This is a genomic window from Burkholderia sp. LFS061 (assembly GCF_047978125.1).
Taxonomy (GTDB): Bacteria; Pseudomonadota; Gammaproteobacteria; order Burkholderiales; family Burkholderiaceae; genus Burkholderia; species Burkholderia pyrrocinia_C.
Window position 1 is genome coordinate 55,540 of sequence record NZ_JBFPFS010000019.1, and the last position, 17,634, is coordinate 73,173.

The 17,634-nt window shown below is 67.6% G+C and carries 16 protein-coding genes; 13 read left to right on the forward strand and 3 right to left on the reverse strand.

Annotated features, from left to right (window positions below):
- Positions 1 to 592 precede the first annotated feature (592 nt).
- The 4 genes from ACNQQL_RS18445 to ACNQQL_RS18460 all read left to right on the forward strand — a co-directional run bounded on the left by ACNQQL_RS18445 (position 593) and on the right by ACNQQL_RS18460 (position 4,179).
- Positions 593 to 1,489 (forward strand): NAD-dependent protein deacetylase, encoded by an 897-nt coding sequence (locus tag ACNQQL_RS18445; RefSeq protein ID WP_347065003.1) that lies wholly within the window; start codon positions 593 to 595, stop codon positions 1,487 to 1,489.
- Entirely contained in the window at positions 1,486 to 2,127 is a 642-nt protein-coding gene (locus ACNQQL_RS18450) for a DUF938 domain-containing protein (RefSeq protein ID WP_347065004.1), read from the forward strand. The genes ACNQQL_RS18445 and ACNQQL_RS18450 overlap by 4 nt, the downstream gene beginning before the upstream one ends.
- Positions 2,128 to 2,224: 97 nt before the next feature.
- Positions 2,225 to 3,637: an NADP-dependent phosphogluconate dehydrogenase gene (gndA, locus tag ACNQQL_RS18455; RefSeq protein ID WP_347065005.1), complete on the forward strand. Its 1,413-nt coding sequence runs from the start codon at positions 2,225 to 2,227 to the stop codon at positions 3,635 to 3,637.
- A gap of 197 nt (positions 3,638 to 3,834) precedes the next feature.
- Positions 3,835 to 4,179, forward strand: coding sequence for a DUF4148 domain-containing protein (locus ACNQQL_RS18460; RefSeq protein ID WP_034180037.1), 345 nt, complete (start codon positions 3,835 to 3,837; stop codon positions 4,177 to 4,179).
- Between the two features lie 111 nt (positions 4,180 to 4,290).
- On the opposite strand, the gene ACNQQL_RS18465 is transcribed toward ACNQQL_RS18460, so the two are convergent.
- Positions 4,291 to 4,611 (reverse strand): hypothetical protein, encoded by a 321-nt coding sequence (locus ACNQQL_RS18465; protein WP_072439461.1) that lies wholly within the window; start codon positions 4,609 to 4,611, stop codon positions 4,291 to 4,293.
- A 422-nt stretch (positions 4,612 to 5,033) separates the two neighbouring features.
- On the opposite strand from ACNQQL_RS18465, the gene ACNQQL_RS18470 reads away from it, so the two are divergent.
- The gene (locus ACNQQL_RS18470; RefSeq protein ID WP_347065006.1) at positions 5,034 to 5,765 is read left to right on the forward strand and encodes a peptidoglycan DD-metalloendopeptidase family protein; all 732 of its coding nucleotides are present in this window, start codon (positions 5,034 to 5,036) and stop codon (positions 5,763 to 5,765) included.
- A 58-nt stretch (positions 5,766 to 5,823) separates the two neighbouring features.
- Here the strand turns inward: ACNQQL_RS18470 and ACNQQL_RS18475 are convergent, their stop codons facing one another.
- Positions 5,824 to 6,462 carry a Pr6Pr family membrane protein gene (locus ACNQQL_RS18475; protein WP_072439463.1) on the reverse strand — a complete coding sequence of 213 codons (639 nt, stop codon included), beginning with the start codon at positions 6,460 to 6,462 and terminating at the stop codon, positions 5,824 to 5,826.
- Between the two features lie 228 nt (positions 6,463 to 6,690).
- On the opposite strand from ACNQQL_RS18475, the gene ACNQQL_RS18480 reads away from it, so the two are divergent.
- The 5 genes from ACNQQL_RS18480 (at position 6,691) to ACNQQL_RS18500 (ending at position 12,321) form a co-directional block, all read left to right on the forward strand.
- Entirely contained in the window at positions 6,691 to 7,227 is a 537-nt protein-coding gene (locus tag ACNQQL_RS18480) for a cytochrome b (RefSeq protein WP_175958697.1), read from the forward strand.
- Between the two features lie 156 nt (positions 7,228 to 7,383).
- Positions 7,384 to 7,752, forward strand: coding sequence for a DUF2946 domain-containing protein (locus ACNQQL_RS18485; protein WP_204422600.1), 369 nt, complete (start codon positions 7,384 to 7,386; stop codon positions 7,750 to 7,752).
- A gap of 83 nt (positions 7,753 to 7,835) precedes the next feature.
- A complete protein-coding gene (locus ACNQQL_RS18490; protein WP_347065007.1) occupies positions 7,836 to 9,968 on the forward strand; it encodes a TonB-dependent copper receptor in 2,133 nt (710 codons plus the stop codon).
- 220 nt (positions 9,969 to 10,188) lie between these two features.
- The gene (locus ACNQQL_RS18495; protein ID WP_347065008.1) at positions 10,189 to 11,283 is read left to right on the forward strand and encodes a triacylglycerol lipase; all 1,095 of its coding nucleotides are present in this window, start codon (positions 10,189 to 10,191) and stop codon (positions 11,281 to 11,283) included.
- A gap of 3 nt (positions 11,284 to 11,286) precedes the next feature.
- Entirely contained in the window at positions 11,287 to 12,321 is a 1,035-nt protein-coding gene (locus ACNQQL_RS18500; protein WP_347065009.1) for a lipase secretion chaperone, read from the forward strand.
- A 27-nt stretch (positions 12,322 to 12,348) separates the two neighbouring features.
- Here ACNQQL_RS18500 and ACNQQL_RS18505 read toward each other — a convergent pair whose 3' ends face one another.
- Positions 12,349 to 13,866, reverse strand: a complete 1,518-nt coding sequence (locus ACNQQL_RS18505; protein ID WP_347065010.1) for a PLP-dependent aminotransferase family protein — start codon at positions 13,864 to 13,866, stop codon at positions 12,349 to 12,351.
- A gap of 187 nt (positions 13,867 to 14,053) precedes the next feature.
- Between ACNQQL_RS18505 and ACNQQL_RS18510 the strand changes: the two genes are divergently transcribed.
- The 3 genes from ACNQQL_RS18510 to ACNQQL_RS18520 all read left to right on the forward strand — a co-directional run bounded on the left by ACNQQL_RS18510 (position 14,054) and on the right by ACNQQL_RS18520 (position 17,628).
- Entirely contained in the window at positions 14,054 to 15,151 is a 1,098-nt protein-coding gene (locus tag ACNQQL_RS18510; protein WP_347065039.1) for an ABC transporter ATP-binding protein, read from the forward strand.
- 77 nt (positions 15,152 to 15,228) lie between these two features.
- A complete protein-coding gene (locus ACNQQL_RS18515; protein ID WP_347065011.1) occupies positions 15,229 to 16,275 on the forward strand; it encodes an ABC transporter substrate-binding protein in 1,047 nt (348 codons plus the stop codon).
- A gap of 99 nt (positions 16,276 to 16,374) precedes the next feature.
- Positions 16,375 to 17,628 carry an ABC transporter permease gene (locus ACNQQL_RS18520; RefSeq protein ID WP_072439519.1) on the forward strand — a complete coding sequence of 418 codons (1,254 nt, stop codon included), beginning with the start codon at positions 16,375 to 16,377 and terminating at the stop codon, positions 17,626 to 17,628.
- Positions 17,629 to 17,634: the final 6 nt, after the last annotated feature.

Genomic DNA, 17,634 nt, shown 5'->3' on the forward strand with positions numbered 1-17,634 from the left:
ATCGCCGACCTGCCAGGGTATTCGCTTCGCCGTTGATCGCGGCGACGTGAGCGCGCGGCTTTCCGTTCCATCCGGGCAATCGGGTTCGTTCCGAACGACGGCGTGCATGCGTGACGCACGAGGCCGACCGGTGCCGGTCGGCCCGTCGGGGATGAACCGCGAATGCATGCGGATGGCCCCGGCCTGGATCCCGGATCGTCATTTCGCGGCGCAACGCGAGTCGTCGTGCGGCGGATGCGTTCGCGCGCCGCGCATTGCGTGGGCGTGACGGGCCCGAAGAACCTGATCGCACGGGAAAGCCGGTGGCGCAACGATGCGTGCGGCATCGCGGAACACGCGTAGTCCAGGGGAAGCGTTCGCCATTCTCGGCGCGGCGGACACCGCAATATTGTGCTGTCAGTTGATCCACTACCCCGATGGATCAATTGTTGAAGCGCCCATCGCCGAGCGGCTGATGGGCGTCTTTTTTTGTGCGCGGGTTTATCGTGCGGGCCGCCGGCCGGATCGCGCGACGTTCTGTATCATGTGCTGGCGCGCGGGCCGCTCGTGCGGTCGCACGGCTGGCCGGCGCGCCCGCTCACGCGTTGCCAACATGAACGATCAAGCCTTGCACGACCCCTCATCCGCTTGTGTCGAGCCGACCGCGCTCGACGCGCTGCACACGTTTGTCGAGCGTCATCCGCGCTTGCTCGTGCTGACCGGCGCGGGCATCAGCACCGATTCCGGCATTCCCGGCTATCGCGACCGCAATGGCCAATGGATGCGCTCTCCGCCGATCCAGCTCCACGAATTCCTCGGCTCCGACGCGGCGCGGCGACGCTACTGGGCGCGCAGCATGATCGGCTGGCCCGTCGTCGGCCGCGCGCAGCCGAACCGGTCGCACGACGCGCTGGCGCGGCTCGGCCGCGCAGGCCGGATCGAGCGCCTCGTCACGCAGAATGTCGACGGCCTGCATCAGCGTGCGGGCAGCGACGACGTGATCGAGCTGCACGGCGGGATCAACGGCGTGACGTGCCTCGAATGCGGCGCGCATCATGCGCGCGCGACGATCCAGAGCGTGCTCGAAGCCGATAATCCCGACCTGCTGGGCGCGCAGGCCGAGCCGGCCGCCGACGGCGACGCGCACCTCGAATGGGCCGCGCTCGACACGTTCCGCATCCCGGCGTGTCCCGCGTGCGGCGGCCTGCTGAAGCCGGCGGTCGTGTTCTTCGGCGAGAACGTGCCGCGCGAGCGTGTGACGCTGGCCGCACAGGCGCTCGATGCGGCCGATGCCTTGCTCGTCGTCGGGTCGTCGCTGATGGTGTATTCCGGGTACCGCTTCTGCGTATGGGCGCAGGCACAGCACAAGCCGGTCGCCGCGCTCAATCTCGGTCATACGCGCGCCGATCCGATGCTGACGCTGAAGGTCGAGGCGCAGTGCGCACCGGCGCTCGATGCACTCACCGCGCGGCTGGGCTTCGCGCGCAACGCACCGGAGCACGTATCGTGAGCGGCCCGACATCTTCGCCCGATCCGTCCGCGCGGCTGTCGGCGCCGGCGGCCGAACGCAATCGCGGGCCGATCCTCGACGTGTTACGCCGCGTGCTGCCGGCGACCGGCAGCGTGCTCGAAATCGCGAGCGGCACGGGGCAGCATGTCGTCCATTTCGCGCAGGCGTTGCCGGGCCTGCGCTGGCAGCCGAGCGATCCCGACGCGCACGCGCGGCGCTCGGTCGCCGCGTGGATCGCGCATGCGGGCGTCGCGAACGTCGCCGGGCCGCTGGCGTTTGACGTGCGCGACGCGGCGTGGCCGGTCGACGCGCTCGACGCGATCGTCTGCATCAACATGATTCACATCTCGCCGTGGGCCTGTACCGACGCGCTGTTCGCGGGCGCGTCTCGCCTGCTGCGGCCGGGCGGCGTGCTGTTCCTGTACGGCCCGTATCGTCGCGAGGGCCGGCATACGGCGCCGTCGAACGAAGCGTTCGACCTGCAGTTGCGCAGCCGCGACCCATCTTGGGGCGTGCGCGATCTCGAAGCCGTCGTCGCGCTCGGTCTCGATCGCGGGCTCGACTGCATCGAGGTCGTCGAGATGCCGGCGAACAACCTGAGCGTCGTGTTCCGGCGGCTTCCGCACGCGGAACAATGACACGCAAGCGCGCATCGCCGCCGGGTTTCCACTATCCTTTCGCCTGTGCGCGCGGCCCGGGTCGGGTCGCGCCCTGTTTTTTCCGGAGAATTGACTAATGGGCAAACAAGCAATCGGTGTGATCGGGCTCGCGGTGATGGGCCGCAATCTCGCACTCAATATCGAGAGCCGCGGTTACGCGGTGTCGGTGTACAACCGCAGCCGCGAGAAAACCGACGAACTGATCGCCGAATTCCCCGGCCGCAACCTGGTGCCGACCCATACGCTCGAGGAGTTCGTCGCGTCGCTCGAAACGCCGCGCCGGATCCTGATGATGGTGAAGGCGGGTGAGGCGACCGATGCGACGATCGCGTCGCTCAAGCCGCTGCTCGAGAAGGGTGACGTGCTGATCGACGGCGGCAATACGCACTTCACCGACACGATTCGCCGCAACCAGGAACTCGCGCAATCGGGCCTGCATTTCATCGGCACCGGCGTGTCGGGCGGCGAAGAGGGCGCGCTGCGCGGCCCGTCGATCATGCCCGGCGGCCAGCGCGACGCGTACGACCTCGTCGAGCCGATCCTCAAGCAGATCGCCGCGAAGGCGCCGTCGGACGGCGAGCCGTGCGTCGCGTACATGGGCCCGGATGGTGCAGGCCACTACGTGAAGATGGTCCACAACGGCATCGAATACGGCGACATGCAATTGATCGCCGAAAGCTACTCGGTGCTGAAGAACGTCGCGGGCCTGACCAACGACGAGCTCGGCGCGGTGTACACCGAATGGAACCAGGGCGAGCTCGACAGCTACCTGATCGAGATCACGTCGAAGATCTTCGGCAAGAAGGACGAAGAGACCGGCAAGCACCTCGTCGACGTGATCCTCGATCGCGCCGCGCAGAAGGGCACCGGCAAGTGGACGAGCCAGAACGCGCTGGATCTCGGCGTGCCGCTGCCGCTCATCACGGAATCGGTGTTCGCGCGCGTGCTGTCGTCGCTGAAGACCGAGCGCGTCGCGGCCAGCAAGATCCTGTCGGGCCCGACTGCCGCGCCGTTCGACGGCGATCGCGCCGCGTTCGTCGAAGCGGTGCGCCGTGCGCTGTACCTGAGCAAGGTGATCTCGTACGCGCAGGGCTTCGCGCAGCTGCGCACGGCGTCCGAAGAGTACGGCTGGAACCTTGACCTCGGGACGATCGCGAAGATCTTCCGCGCGGGCTGCATCATCCGCGCGCGCTTCCTGCAGAAGATCACGGATGCTTACGCGAAGGATCCGGCGCTCGCGAACCTGCTGCTCGATCCGTACTTCCAGGACATCGCCGCGAACTACCAGGCATCGCTGCGCGATGTCGTGGTCGCCGCGGTGAAGGCCGGCGTGCCGGTGCCGGCGTTCGCGTCGGCGGTCGCGTACTTCGACAGCTACCGTTCCGAGCGGCTGCCGGCGAACCTCGTGCAGGCGCAGCGCGACTTCTTCGGCGCGCACACGTTCGAGCGCACCGACAAGCCGGGAAGCTTCCACGCGAACTGGTCGTAACCGGCCCGCGGGCGCATTGTTGCGAAAATCTATTCTTTGAATAGGGTTTTTCTATCCCGGATGTCGACATTGTTGGCTCCGGGGAAACAGTGTTTTCGCTCTTTCATGGTTTTCCCTAGGGGACGTCGGGACTAAACTCTGTTCCATCGCTGCAGACATGGTGTGTGCGGCGGAGCAAAAAAATCCCGGAGGTAATCATGAAATCGCTGATCGCAACGTTCGCTGCAGCTGCTGTCCTCGCCGTTCCCGCCGTCTCGTTCGCCCAACAGAACGCGCCCGTTACCCGTGCGCAGGTGAAGGCCGAACTGGTCCAACTGCAACAGGCCGGCTATAAGCTGGGCAGCGACCGCACGGACTACCCGGCAGGCATCCAGGCAGCTGAAGCTCGTGTGAACCCGCAACAGAACGTCGCCGCCGCCGACACGACCGGCTATGGCGCGCAACCGGCCGCCGCGCAGGAATCCGGCGCTCCGGCCGCAGCAAAGACCGGCTGGCAAGTCAAGCGTATCGCTGACGGCGCACCGGTCTACAAGGGTCGTTAATGGCGCGGCCGCCCCGGCGGCCGGACCTGACCCATGTAGTACAAACAGCCCGTCGTTCCGCAAAGCGGAACGACGGGCTGTTTTCATTGGTGGCGCGTGCCGCGCCGGCGGTCAATGCAGCGGGCGTGTGCCGCGCCCGATCTCCCGAAACAGCGCTTCGGCCGGCTCCAGCACCTGCAGCCACGTTTCGTCGTAGCCGCTCAGCGTGTCGAGCGCATCGCGCAGCCGCTCGATCGCGAGGACCGGCAGCTCGACGCTGTGGCGCGTGGCGCCCGTCAGGTGCGCGACGCTCGCCAGCTGGACGAGCGCATCGGCCGCCTCGGCGACGTCGGTCGCGAACAGCAGGTGCCGGTTGAGCAATTCGACCAGGCCGCTGGAACCGGCGAAATCGTCCGCATTGAGCTGCACGGAAAGAAACGTCGCATTGTTCATTGTCATGCTCCTCGTTGTCGTTGGATTACGCTGCGCATCACCGAGTATAGGCGGCGATCGAAGGGGAGAATGTGACGGAGCCGAGACGGCAGATGGCTGCGACGCGGGCGGAAGGTCGGCGGCTGGGCCGCCGGACGGCCCGCGCGGTGCGGTTCGCGGGCCGCCGGCCCGCATCGGCGAGGCCGCAAGATTGTTGCCGGAATCTGCGCCTGTCGCGGTCCTGACCGCGACAAATGGTATCTTTGCCGGTCGGAGCGACGCGAAAAAGGGGCCGGTGAGCCCGTTCGCGCCGACGTTCCGCTGTGGAAACTGACGGCCGCGAGAGCGGTCGGATACTGGTTGGTCCGGCCGTCCGGCCGGACATCGTGCGTCGCGCGCCGGAGGGCGGTGGGCGGCGCAACGACGCAAATCCGGGAGGACCCTTGAGAAAAACTATTCCCATCCACGATTCGCTGGCGCACTGGCTGCCGCACGCAGCGCTCGTCGCTGCGGCCGTCGCGCTGTCGGGCTGTACGCTGACGCCGTGGACCGACAACTGGCAGCCGGCGCGTTCGTCGGCGCCGACGTCGGCCGCGACGCCCGGCGTGATCGCAGGCTATTACCGCGTGAACCCGGGCGACACGCTCGCGGGCATCGCGAACGCCTACGGGCAGCGCGTGCAGGACGTGGCGAGCTGGAACCACATGGCGCCTACCGACGCGGTGTCGCCCGGCCAGGTGCTGCGCGTCGCACCGCCTGCCGCGACGTCATTCGGGCAGCCGCCCGCGGCGGCCGCGCAGCCGGGCTCGCTCGCATGGCCGGCCACGGGTGTCGTCACGGCGCCGTTTGCGACCGGCAAGACGCGCGGCGTCGTGATCGCCGCGTCCGGGCCCGACCGTTCGGTGCGGGCCGCGGCGAACGGGCGAGTGGTCTATGCCGGGTCCGGCGTCAAGGCGTACGGCCCGCTCGTGATCCTGAAGCACGACAACGGGCTCATCACGGCCTACGGTCACAACGGCAAGCTGCTCGTCAACGAAGGCGACGCGGTGCGCCAGGGCCAGCCGGTCGCCGAGATGGGCACCGACGCGAGCGGCCGTTCGACGTTCGAGTTCGAAGTCCGCCAGAACGGCAAGGTCGTCGATCCGATGAACTTCCTGCCGCGCAACGGCGGCTGACGAGCCGCATCGCCGCGTGTGCGCCGGGCGGCGCACACGCTCCCGCCTTCTTTCGCCTTCATCCTTCCTTCAGCGTCGCGGTGTCGGACTGTCTCGCGTGATTGCCAAGCCAGCGGATGCCCAATGCGAGCGCCGCTGCGCCAAGCGCGATCAGCGAGCACTGGATCGCGACCGGCAGGTAGCCGTGCGGCCGCGGATCGACGAACGGGTAGGGATACCAGTTCTCCAGCGCGCCGCGCACGAGCGTATAGCCGAGATAGACGACCGGAAAACCGAGCCACGCGAACGCGCTGCGCCGCGCGATCGGCGAGCGTGGCTCCACGTACAGCCAGTCGCACAGCATGACGAGCGGCACGATCCGGTGCAGCACCCAGTTGTTGAACGCCGGCGTGACATGACGCAGCGCATCGAGCCGCGCGAGCAGCAGTTCGTAGACGATCGCGGTGATCAGCACGTACAAAACCGCCGCGCCGCGCATCGATTCGTAGCGGGCCGAGCCGGGGCGCGCGATGCGCCAGAGCCCGGCGGTCAGTATCGCCGACGCATAGAGGCTGCTCAGTTGCGTGAAGTAGCTGAGGAAGTTGCCGAGATGGACCGCGGGCATGCCCCAGTAGCCGGCGATGCTGTGCAACGTCGTGGACACCGCGAGCAACGCGGCAATCAGCCGGTAGGCCGCAACGAAGAACGCCTTGCTCATGATGCGCGCGCAACGTCGACACCAAAGCTTCATCGTGCCACAGCCGTTCCCGTGCGCGATGCGGATTTTCCATATGGCAGCCGCGCGCGGTGCGTGTTGACGATTCGTCGGATATTTGACCGCACCGCGGGAAATCGGACGCCCGTGCGGCTACAATCGTGGCAGCTCTACCGGGCGCGGAGCCCGTTGCGGCATGCGCCCCTCCCCGCATACAACACGAGACGACGCATGAAAAACATCCTCGCGAAACAGACGCGCTACAGCTCGCCCGCGATCTTCTTCCACTGGGCCATCTTCCTGCTGGTGGCGCTGGCGTACCTGGCCATCGAGATCCGCGGGCCGAAAGGCAGCGACAGCCGGGTGTTCTGGATGAACGTGCACCTCACCGCAGGCACGTTCGTGCTCGTGCTGTCGGTGCTGCGTGTGCTGTGGCGGGTCGTCAGCCGCGTGCCGGAAGCCATTCCGCAGGCCGCGCTGCTGCGCTGGCTCTCGAAGCTCGCGCATTTTGCGCTCTACGTGTTCATCATCGCGCAGCCGCTGCTCGGCATCATGATGATCAACCTGGGCGGAAAGCCGGTGTCGCTCGACTGGCTCGGCGTGTCGTTCACGCTGTTCGGCCCCGACAAGGCGTTGCGGCCGACGATCAAGGAAGCGCACGAATTGATCGGCAACGCGTTCTACTTCGTGATCGGCCTGCATGCGCTGGCCACGTTGTACCACCATTTCATCCGGCGCGATAACGTGCTGCGGCGCATGGTGCCCTGATCGCCGCACTCCGGGCGCGCGCAGCAGGCGGGGGCGCATGGTTGTGTTGACAACCATGCGCCCCCGCTTCGTTTACCGTCGTCCGCGGCTGGCCATCGAGGCGAACATTCTGTAACATCTCGGCTGTTTTTACATTCCGATTACTCGCCGCCGCGCATGCTGCACCGACATCGTCACCTGACCGCCTGGCTTGGCGTGCTCGCGATCTGGTTCGCGATCGCGGCGCCGCTGGTGTCGCAGTGGCGCATCGCGCAGGCGGCCGCGCCCGACGCAATCGTCTGCAGTGCAGAGCATGGCGCGCATCGGTCGCCCGATGCGGGCCGCATGCACGATCATGCGCTGCATCTCGATGCGTGCGGCTATTGCGGATTCTTCGCGCACAGCCCTGCGATCGGCGCGCCTGCCGCCGCGTCGTTCGCTTCCGTTTCCGTCGTTTCCGTTTCCGCCGCCGCGCCGCCAGCCGTCGCGGCGCGCACCGATCGCTATCCGCGCGCGTATCCACGCGCACCGCCCGAGCGCGCCTAACGCGCTGTCTTCCGTTCTTTCCACCGCCGATATCCGTGCGGCCCGTCGAGGTCGCGTGGAGGGCGTCACTCGGGCTTTCGATCATGACCATTTTCCAGTTGCGTGCGCCGCGGGCGTCACGCAATGCCTGTGCGCGGCGCGTGCCGCGCATGTTGAAACTCACCGTTCCCGCGCTCGCCGTCGGCGCGCTGGCCGCGACCGCCGCCGCGGCCGAAACGGCGCGCGCGGCCGGCGCGCCTGCGGACGATTCGGCCGCGCTGCTGCCGCCCGTCGAGGTCGTCGCGTCGCCGCTGACGACGCCGCTCGTCGTCGTCACGGATCCGAAGGCGCCGCGCCAGCCGCTGCCCGCCAGCGACGGCGCGGATTACCTGAAGACGATCCCCGGTTTCACGTCGATCCGCAGCGGCGGTACGAACGGCGACCCCGTGCTGCGCGGGATGTTCGGGTCGCGGCTGAATATCCTGGCGAACGGGATGCCGACGCTCGGCGCCTGCCCGAACCGGATGGATGCGCCGACGTCGTACATCGCGCCGGAAAGCTATGACAAGGTCACCGTCGTGAAGGGGCCGCAGACCGTGCTGTACGGTCCCGGCGCGTCGGCCGGCACCGTGCTGTTCGAGCGCGTGACGCCGCGTTTCGACAAGCCGGGCATGCGTTTCGAGGGCAGCCTCGTCGGCGGGTCGTTCGGCCGCAACGACCAGAACATCGACCTGACGGCCGGCACGCCGGACGTCTATGGCCGCGTGACCGCGAACCACGCGCATTCGCAGGACTACAAGGACGGCAACGGCAACACGGTGCCGTCGCAGTGGGACAAGTGGAACGCCGATGCGGCGCTCGGCTGGACGCCCGACGACCATACGCGTGTCGAACTGACAGCCGGCACGGGCGACGGCTACGCGAAGTATGCGGGCCGCGGGATGGACGGCGCGCATTTCCGCCGCGAGACGTTCGGCCTGTCGTTCGACAAGCGGCATCTCGGCGACGTGCTCGACCGGATCGAGGCACGCGTGTACTACAACGAAGCCGACCACGTGATGGACAACTACACGTTGCGGCAGCCCGATCCGACCAGCAGCATGCCGATGCGGATGGCGTCGGAGGTGCGGCGCCGCACGGTCGGCGCGCGCGCTGCCGCGACGTTCCGTTTCGGCGACGACTTCAAGCTCGTGACGGGCGTCGACGCGCAATCGAACCGGCTCGATTCGCGCTCGGCGATGGGGCGGCAGAACTACGGCGATCAGCCGTGGGATGCGCAGGCGACGATGTGGAACGCGGGTGCGTTCGGCGAGCTGACGTGGTACGCGAGCGACGTGTCGCGCGTGATCGGCGGCGCGCGCGTCGACTACGCAAGCGCACGCGACAAGCGCGCGACGACGAGCGGGATGATGGCGAGCAAACCCAACCCGACCTTCGACGACGATCGCGCGCGCGTGCTGCCGAGCGGCTTCGTGCGCTACGAGCGCGATCTCGCGTCGCTGCCCGTCACGTGGTACGCGGGGATCGGTCATGCGGAGCGCTATCCCGACTACTGGGAGCTGTTCTCCGCGAAGCGCGGGCCGGCCGGTTCGGTCAACGCATTCTCGGCGGTGCAGCCGGAGAAGACCACGCAGCTCGACATCGGCGCGCAATACAAGAGCGACCGATTCGATGCGTGGGTGTCGGCCTACGCAGGCTACGTGCAGGACTTCATCCTGTTCAACTACGCGGCCGGCATGATGGGCCCGACCACGCGGGCGACCAACGTCAACGCGCAGATCATGGGCGGCGAGGCAGGCGTGTCGTGGCGGCCGGTTGCGCCGCTGCGCGTCGAGACGTCGCTCGCGTATGCGTGGGGGCGCAACGTGGCGAGCGGCGATCCGCTGCCGCAGATGCCGCCGCTCGAGGCGCGCATCGGGCTCGAATACACGCGTGGCGCGTGGTCGGCCGGCGGCCTGTGGCGGATCGTTGCGCCGCAGCATCGTTATGCGCTGAACGAGGGCAACGTGGTCGGCAAGGACTTCGGCCCGAGCGCCGGATTCGGCGTGCTGTCGCTGCATACGCAATACAACGTCAGCAAGACCGTGCAGGTCTCGGTCGGCGTCGACAACGTGCTGAACAAGGCCTACACCGAGCATCTGAACCTCGCCGGCAATGCCGGCTTCGGCTATCCGGCGAACGCGCCGGTGATGGAGCCGGGCCGTACCGCATGGGTACGCGTAAGCGCAAAGCTGTAGCGCATTGCGCGTGTGCGTTGCAGCATGCGCGCGCATGAACACGGCCCCGCCCGAACAGGTGGGGCGCGTCAACCGATTAGAGAACCGTGTCTAGTCGGGGCGCAAACGTTGGCCAGTCGTGCTTCACTCCGGCATTCGACGATCACGGCGCACGCGAGGGCGCCGCGTGCGTCGATCCGATCTCATTCGTACCGGCAGCACAATAATCAGGAGAACATGCATGGCCAGATCGATGCGTTCCAGGGTGGTGGCAGGGGCAGTGGCATGCGCGATGAGCGTCGCGCCGTTCGCGGGGACGACTGCGTTGATGACGCTCGCGACGACGCACGCGACGATGGCGGCGACCGCGCCCGCCGACGACTACGCGACGACGCGTTATCCGATCATCCTCGTGCACGGGCTCACGGGCACCGACAAGTACGCGGGCGTGCTCGAGTACTGGTACGGCATCCAGGAAGACCTGCAGCAGCATGGCGCGACCGTCTACGTCGCGAACCTGTCGGGCTTCCAGAGCGACGACGGGCCGAACGGGCGCGGCGAACAGTTGCTCGCTTACGTGAAGACGGTGCTCGCCGCGACGGGCGCGACCAAGGTCAATCTCGTCGGTCACAGCCAGGGCGGGCTCACGTCGCGTTATGTCGCGGCCGTCGCGCCCGATCTCGTCGCGTCGGTGACGACGATCGGCACGCCGCATCGCGGCTCCGAGTTCGCCGACTTCGTGCAGAGCGTGCTCGCATACGATCCGACCGGGCTTTCGTCATCGGTGATCGCCGCGTTCGTCAATGTGTTCGGAATCCTGACGAGCAGCAGTCACAACACGAACCAGGACGCGCTCGCCTCGCTGAAGACGCTGACGACCGCACAGGCCGCCACGTACAACCAGAACTATCCGAGCGCGGGCCTTGGCGCGCCGGGCAGTTGCCAGACCGGCGCGCCGACGGAAACCGTCGGCGGCAACACGCATCTGCTGTATTCATGGGCCGGCACGGCGATCCAGCCAACGCTCTCCGTGTTCGGTGTCACGGGTGCGACGGACACGAGCACCATTCCGCTCGTCGACCCGGCGAACGCGCTCGACCTGTCGACGCTCGCGCTGTTCGGCACGGGCACGGTGATGATCAACCGCGGCTCGGGCCAGAACGACGGGCTCGTGTCGAAGTGCAGCGCGCTGTACGGCCAGGTGCTGAGCACGAGCTACAAGTGGAACCATATCGACGAGATCAACCAGTTGCTCGGCGTGCGGGGCGCGTATGCGGAAGATCCGGTCGCGGTGATCCGCACGCATGCGAACCGGCTGAAGCTGGCGGGCGTGTAATCGATGACGGCACGCGAAGGGCGCGCGCTGCTGGCGCGGCGCGCGGCGGTCTACGGTGTCGTGGGGCTGGCGGCGATCGCCGGCGTCGCAATGTGGAGCGGGGCGGGATGGCATCGCGGTACGGGTAGCGCCGGCGAGTCGCCCGATGCGGCGGCGGTGGGCGGCGTGGCTGCGGCACCGCCGCAGGCCGCCGTGCCGGCGCGCGCGGGCCTGCCGTCGTCGCTGGCCGGTTCCAGTGCGCCGCGGCTGCCGCTCGATGCGGGCGGCCATCTCGCGAAGGTGCGCGCGGTGCGCGATTTCTTCGACTACTGCCTGACCGCGCAGAGCGACCTCGGCGCGGCAGCGCTCGATGCGCTCGTCGCGCGCGAGATTGCCGCGCAGCTCGACGGCACGGCTGCGCAAGCCGACGCGCTCGACGTGTGGCGCCGGTATCGCGCGTATCTCGACGCGCTCGCGAAACTGCGCGATGCCGGCGCGGTCGACAAGTCCGACCTGAGCGCGCTGCAGCTCGCGCTCGACCAGCGCGCGTCGATCGCGTATCGCGCGCTCGGCGACTGGAGCCAGCCGTTCTTCGGCGCGGAGCAGTGGCGGCAGCGCTACGATCTCGCACGGCTGAAGATCGCGCAGGATCGCACGCTGACCGATGCACAGAAGGCCGAACGGCTCGCGGCGCTCGAGCAGCAGATGCCGGCCGACGAACGCATGGCGCAGCAGCGGGTCGACCGGCAGCGGGCCGCGATCGACGAGATCGCGCAGTTGCAGAAGAGCGGGGCGACGCCCGATGCGATGCGCGCGCAACTGACGCAGACGCTCGGGCCCGAGGCCGCCGCGCGGGTCGCGCAGATGCAGCAGGACGACGCATCGTGGCAGAGCCGCTACGCGGACTATGCGGCGCACCGCGCGCAGATCGAGTCGGCCGGCCTGTCGCCGCCGGATCGCGACGCGCAGATCGCCGCACTGCGGCAGCGCGTGTTCACGAAGCCCGGCGAAGCCGTGCGCGCGGCGTCGCTCGATCGCGGCGCGGGCAGCGCGCAGTAACGCGGGCGCCGTCGCATGTGACCGCCCCTATGCCGCGCGCGTGATGTGCCGCGGCAGATGCTGCTCGATGGTATCCGCGAGCGTGTCGAACGCGGGCCCGATGCTTTCGTGCGGGACGCACGCATAGCCGAGCAGCAGGCCGCGCCGAGCGGTGTCGAGGTTGCTGTAGTAGCTGGTGAGCGGGCGCACGATCACGCCCGCGTCGAACGCGCTCTGCGTGACCGCGCGATCGTCGCACGTGTCGGGCAGGCCGAGCACCAGGTGCAGGCCGGCCTCGTCGCCCATCACGGGCAGCGCGTCGCCGAAGCGCGCGCGGATCGCGTCGATCATCAGTTGCCGGCGCTCGCCGTACAGCGTGCGCATGCGCCTGACGTGCGAAGTCAGGTGACCGTCCATGATGAATTCGGCGAGCACGGCCTGCTGCATCAGCTGGCCCTCGCGGTACAGTTCCGACAGCCCGGTGCGGAAGGTGTCGACCAGATGCTCGGGCACGACCATGTAGCCCATCCGCAGGCCCGGGAACAGCATCTTGCCGAGGCTGCCGACGTAGATCACGCGGCCGCCGTCGTCGAGCCCCTGCAGCGACGCGAGCGGGCGGCTGCCGTAGCGGAATTCGCTGTCGTAGTCGTCCTCGATGATCCAGCAGCGGTGCTGGCGCGCGTATTCGAGCAGCATCCGGCGCCGCGCGAGGCTCATCACCATCCCGAGCGGGTACTGATGCGACGGCGTGACGAGCACGAGCCGCGGCGGATGCTGCATGTCGCCGGCACGCGGCGCGAGCCCTTCCTGGTCGACCGGCACCGGCGCGAGCGTGAGGCCGGCCGCCTGCAATACGCTGCGCACGCCCCAGTAGCACGGTTCCTCGACCCACGCGCGATCGCCGATGTCGGACAGCAGCCGCACCGCGAGATCGATCGACTGATGAATGCCGGTCGTGATGATCACCTGGTCCGGCGAGCATTTGACCGAGCGCGCGACGCGCAGGTAATCGGCGAGCGCGCGCCGTAACGGCCGGTAGCCGCCGCCCGGTGCATAGGTCAGCAGTTCGGGGTTCGCCTCCTTCCACAGCCGCGCCTGCAGGCGGCTCCACGTGCGGCTCGGAAACTCCGACACGTCCGGTACGCCCGGCATGAACGCGCCCCACTGGCGCCGCGACACGCCCGCATGCTCGATCAGTTGCCGGCCGCGCATCGACAGGCTGCCCTGCGCGTCCGGCGGCGGCAGCGTACCGGCCTCGGGCGGTGCGGCGCCCGGCGCGCGAATCGCGGCGGCGTCCGGCCGCGTGTCGGCCACATAGGTGCCGCTGCCGGTCGTCGTCAGCACATAGCCTTCGGCCGTCAGCTGGTCGTACACGTGCAGCACGGTATTGCGCGCGATCGACAGGTCCGCCGCGAGCGTCCGGGAGCTGGGCAGTTTTGTTCCTGGCCCCAATTCCCCGGTCAGGATGGCCTGCTGCATCTGTTGTAGCAACTGTCGGTACATCGGCTCGGACGAGCCGCGGTCGAGGCGGGCGGAGAGCCAGTCGGCAAGGATCACGGTATCCAAAGTGGTCCTACTTGGAATATTGAAATGGTTCCCTAGTATAGAACCGTGCGCACCGTATAGTGGATCGCATCTCGCAAGAAAACGCCGGGCCGCCCCAAGTTTTCTTGACCCCCTCGGGGGGCCTGCCGCGAAGCGGCAGGTTAGGGGGCATTCATAAACGATTGTCGCGACGCAAGGGGACAGCATGATGAAGTCCGATGATGTGATCGTCAGCTTTCGCGGCGTGCGGAAGACCTATGACGGTGAAACGCTGGTCGTCAAATCGCTCGACCTCGATATCCACCGAGGGGAATTCCTGACGCTGCTCGGGCCGTCGGGCTCGGGCAAGACGACCTGCCTGATGATGCTCGCCGGTTTCGAGTTTCCGACCGGCGGCGAGATCCGCCTCGACGGCGAACTCCTGAACAACGTGCCGCCGCACAAGCGCAACATCGGCATGGTGTTCCAGAACTACGCGCTGTTCCCGCACCTGACGGTCGAGCAGAACGTCGCGTATCCGCTGACCGTGCGCAAGCTGCCGGCCGCCGAGCGCACGGAGCGTGTCGCGCATGCGCTGAAGATGGTGCAGATGGAGCGCTTCGCGAAACGCTACCCGGCGCAGCTATCGGGCGGCCAGCAGCAGCGTATCGCGCTGGCGCGTGCGCTCGTGTTCGAGCCGAAGCTCGTGCTGATGGACGAGCCGCTCGGCGCGCTCGACAAGCAGTTGCGCGAACACATGCAGTACGAACTGAAGGCGCTGCACGAGAAGCTCGGCGTGACCTTCGTGTACGTGACGCACGACCAGGGCGAGGCGCTGACGATGTCCGATCGTGTGGCCGTGTTCGACAAGGGCATCGTGCAGCAGCTCGACACCGTCGACCGCCTGTACGAATCGCCGTGCAACGAATTCGTCGCGAACTTCATCGGCGACAGCAACCGGCTGCGCGGCACCATTGCGAGCGTCGACGGCGAATTCTGCGAGTTCCGGCTCGACGACGGCACGAAGCTCGTCGGCCGCCATATCGGCGAAGCCGCCGAGGGCGCGTCGGCCGTCGCGTGCATCCGCCCCGAACGCATGAGCCTCGCCGCGCACGGGCACGCGAGCGGCGCAGCCGCGAACCGGCTGACCGGCGAGGCGCGCAGCCTCATCTATTTCGGCGATCACGTGCGCATGCGCTGCGCGCTGCCGGGCCAGGACGAATGCTTCGTGAAGGTGCCGCTCGGCACCGGCGCGATCGATGCGTTCTCTCCCGGCGCGCCGGTCTCGCTTGCATTCGCGCCCGAGCACCTGCGCGTGTTCGCATGAACAGGGTTTCCCCGATTTACCGCAGCACGTCGTCAACAACAACTGCCCACTTCCACCACGAGAGGAGAGGAACCATCATGAAACGAGCAAGCTTCACGGCGCGCCGCACCACGCTGGCACTGGCGCTCGCCGTAGTCGGCGCATCGGCAACGGCCGCCGAACTCACGGTCGTCAACTTCGGCGGCGCGAACGGCGACGCGCAGAAGGTCGCGTTCAACCAGCCGTTCGAGAAGGCAACCGGCAACAAGGTCACCGCCGTCGAATACAACGGCGAGCAGGCGAAGGTGAAGGCGATGGTCGAGGCGAAGCACGTCAACTGGGACGTGGTCGAAGTCGAATCGGGCGACCTGAACCGCGGTTGCGACGAAGGGCTGTACGAGAAGCTCGACTGGTCGAAGATCGCCAAGAAGTCCGACCTGATTCCGGAATCGCCGCAAGCGTGCGGCGTCGGCTTCTTCGTGTGGTCGACGGCACTGTCGTACAACGCGGACAAGCTGAAGTCGGCACCGACCGGCTGGGCCGATTTCTGGAACGTGAAAAAATTCCCCGGCAAGCGCGGGATGCGCAAGGGCGCGCGCTATAACCTCGAATTCGCGCTGATGGCCGACGGCGTCGCGACGAAGGACGTGTACAAGGTGCTCGGCACGAAGGCCGGCCAGGACCGCGCGTTCAAGAAGCTCGACGAGCTGAAGCCGTACATCCAGTGGTGGGAAGCGGGCGCGCAGCCGCCGCAGTTCCTCGTCGCCGGCGACGTCGTGATGTCGACCGCGTACAACGGCCGCATCGATGCCGCGCAGAAGGAAGGCAAGAACCTGAAGGTCGTGTGGAACGGCAGCATCTACGACCTCGACTACTGGGCGATTCCGAAGGGCTCGCCGAACAAGGCGCTGGCCGAGCAGTACATCGCGTATTCGCTGACGCCGAAGCCGCAGCAGGCGTATGCGCAGCACATCGCGTACGGCCCCGCGAACATCGCCGCGATCAAGTCGCTCGACGCGAAGACGCTCGCGAACCTGCCGAACTCGCCGGCCAACGGCAAGAACGCGGTGCTGGAAGATATCGGCTTCTGGACCGATCACAGCGACGAGCTCGAGCAGCGCTTCGCCGCATGGGCGACGAAGTAACCGTTCAGGCATCCTGATGCAACCAGCCGCGCGGCGCGTCGATCGCGTCGCGCGGCATTCCGCCGGAGCGTGCCCGGCCGGAGAGACCCGTTGAATACGATGACGATCGCGCCTTCCTCGTCGGGCGCCGCGCTCAAGCGCGAGCTGAAGGCTGCCGAGGCCCGCAAGCGCACGATGGCGCTGCTGCTGGTCGCGCCGCTCGCGATTTTCCTGCTGCTGATCTTCGTCGTACCGATCGGCACGCTGCTCACGCGCGCGGTGCAGAACCCCGAGATCGCGACCGCGCTGCCGAACACGGTCACCGCGCTGTCGGGCTGGGACCGCAAGGCGCCGCCGGCCGACGCCGCGTATGTCGCGCTCGCGGCCGACATGACGAAGGTGGCCGACAGCGAGGCGATGGGCGCGCTCGCGCGGCGCCTGAACACCGAGATTCCCGGTTATCGCTCGCTCGTCGCGAAGACGGCGCGCGCGATGCCGCTGAAGGGCGACAATGAATCGACGCTCACGCCTGCGCAGACGCGCACGAAACTCGTCGAACTCGATTCGCGCTGGGGCGACACGGCGTACTGGCAGGCCATCGCGAAGAACGGCAGCACGGTTTCGCCGTTCTACCTGCTCGCCGCGCTCGACCACAAACAGGACGGCTTCGGCCACATCGTGCAGGCCGATCCCGACCAGTCGATCTATCTCGCGATCTTCGGCCGCACGTTCGTGATCGGCGTCGCGGTCACGCTGTTCGCGCTGCTGCTCGGCTACCCGCTCGCATACTGGATCTCGACGCTGTCGGAGCGGCGTGCGAACCTCGTGATGATTCTCGTGCTGATTCCGTTCTGGACGTCGGTGCTCGTGCGAGTCGCCGCGTGGATCGTGCTGCTGCAGAGCGAAGGGCTCATCAACACGGCGCTGATCGGCAGCGGGCTGATCTCGCATCCGCTGACGCTGCTGTTCAACCGCGTCGGCGTGTATATCTCGATGACGCACATCCTGCTGCCGTTCATGATCCTGCCGCTGTACAGCGTGATGAAGTCGATCCCGCCGACCTACCAGCGCGCAGCCGTATCGCTCGGCAGCCATCCGTTCGCCGCATTCTGGCGCGTGTACGTGCCGCAGACCTATCCGGGCGTCGGCGCGGGCGCGCTGCTGGTGTTCATCCTCGCGATCGGCTACTACATCACGCCCGCGCTGCTCGGCGGGCCGAACGACCAGATGGTCAGCTACTACGTCGCGTACTTCACGAACGTGACGATCAACTGGGGCATGGCGTGCGCACTTGGCGGGCTGCTGCTCGCGGCGACGCTCGTGCTGTACGCGATCTACGGCCGCTTCACCCGCTCGAACGTGAGCCTCGGCTAAGCGCGC

What these genes read in the sequence shown, in the direction of transcription:
- ACNQQL_RS18445 (WP_347065003.1), top strand. Translation starts at nt 593, where the DNA reads ATGAACGATCAAGCCTTGCACGACCCCTCATCCGCTTGTGTCGAGCCG.
- gndA (WP_347065005.1), top strand. Translation starts at nt 2,225, where the DNA reads ATGGGCAAACAAGCAATCGGTGTGATCGGGCTCGCGGTGATGGGCCGC.
- ACNQQL_RS18460 (WP_034180037.1), top strand. Translation starts at nt 3,835, where the DNA reads ATGAAATCGCTGATCGCAACGTTCGCTGCAGCTGCTGTCCTCGCCGTT.
- ACNQQL_RS18465 (WP_072439461.1), bottom strand. Translation starts at nt 4,611, where the DNA reads ATGAACAATGCGACGTTTCTTTCCGTGCAGCTCAATGCGGACGATTTC.
- ACNQQL_RS18475 (WP_072439463.1), bottom strand. Translation starts at nt 6,462, where the DNA reads ATGAGCAAGGCGTTCTTCGTTGCGGCCTACCGGCTGATTGCCGCGTTG.
- ACNQQL_RS18480 (WP_175958697.1), top strand. Translation starts at nt 6,691, where the DNA reads ATGAAAAACATCCTCGCGAAACAGACGCGCTACAGCTCGCCCGCGATC.
- ACNQQL_RS18485 (WP_204422600.1), top strand. Translation starts at nt 7,384, where the DNA reads ATGCTGCACCGACATCGTCACCTGACCGCCTGGCTTGGCGTGCTCGCG.
- ACNQQL_RS18490 (WP_347065007.1), top strand. Translation starts at nt 7,836, where the DNA reads ATGACCATTTTCCAGTTGCGTGCGCCGCGGGCGTCACGCAATGCCTGT.
- ACNQQL_RS18495 (WP_347065008.1), top strand. Translation starts at nt 10,189, where the DNA reads ATGGCCAGATCGATGCGTTCCAGGGTGGTGGCAGGGGCAGTGGCATGC.
- ACNQQL_RS18500 (WP_347065009.1), top strand. Translation starts at nt 11,287, where the DNA reads ATGACGGCACGCGAAGGGCGCGCGCTGCTGGCGCGGCGCGCGGCGGTC.
- ACNQQL_RS18510 (WP_347065039.1), top strand. Translation starts at nt 14,054, where the DNA reads ATGAAGTCCGATGATGTGATCGTCAGCTTTCGCGGCGTGCGGAAGACC.
- ACNQQL_RS18515 (WP_347065011.1), top strand. Translation starts at nt 15,229, where the DNA reads ATGAAACGAGCAAGCTTCACGGCGCGCCGCACCACGCTGGCACTGGCG.
- ACNQQL_RS18520 (WP_072439519.1), top strand. Translation starts at nt 16,375, where the DNA reads ATGACGATCGCGCCTTCCTCGTCGGGCGCCGCGCTCAAGCGCGAGCTG.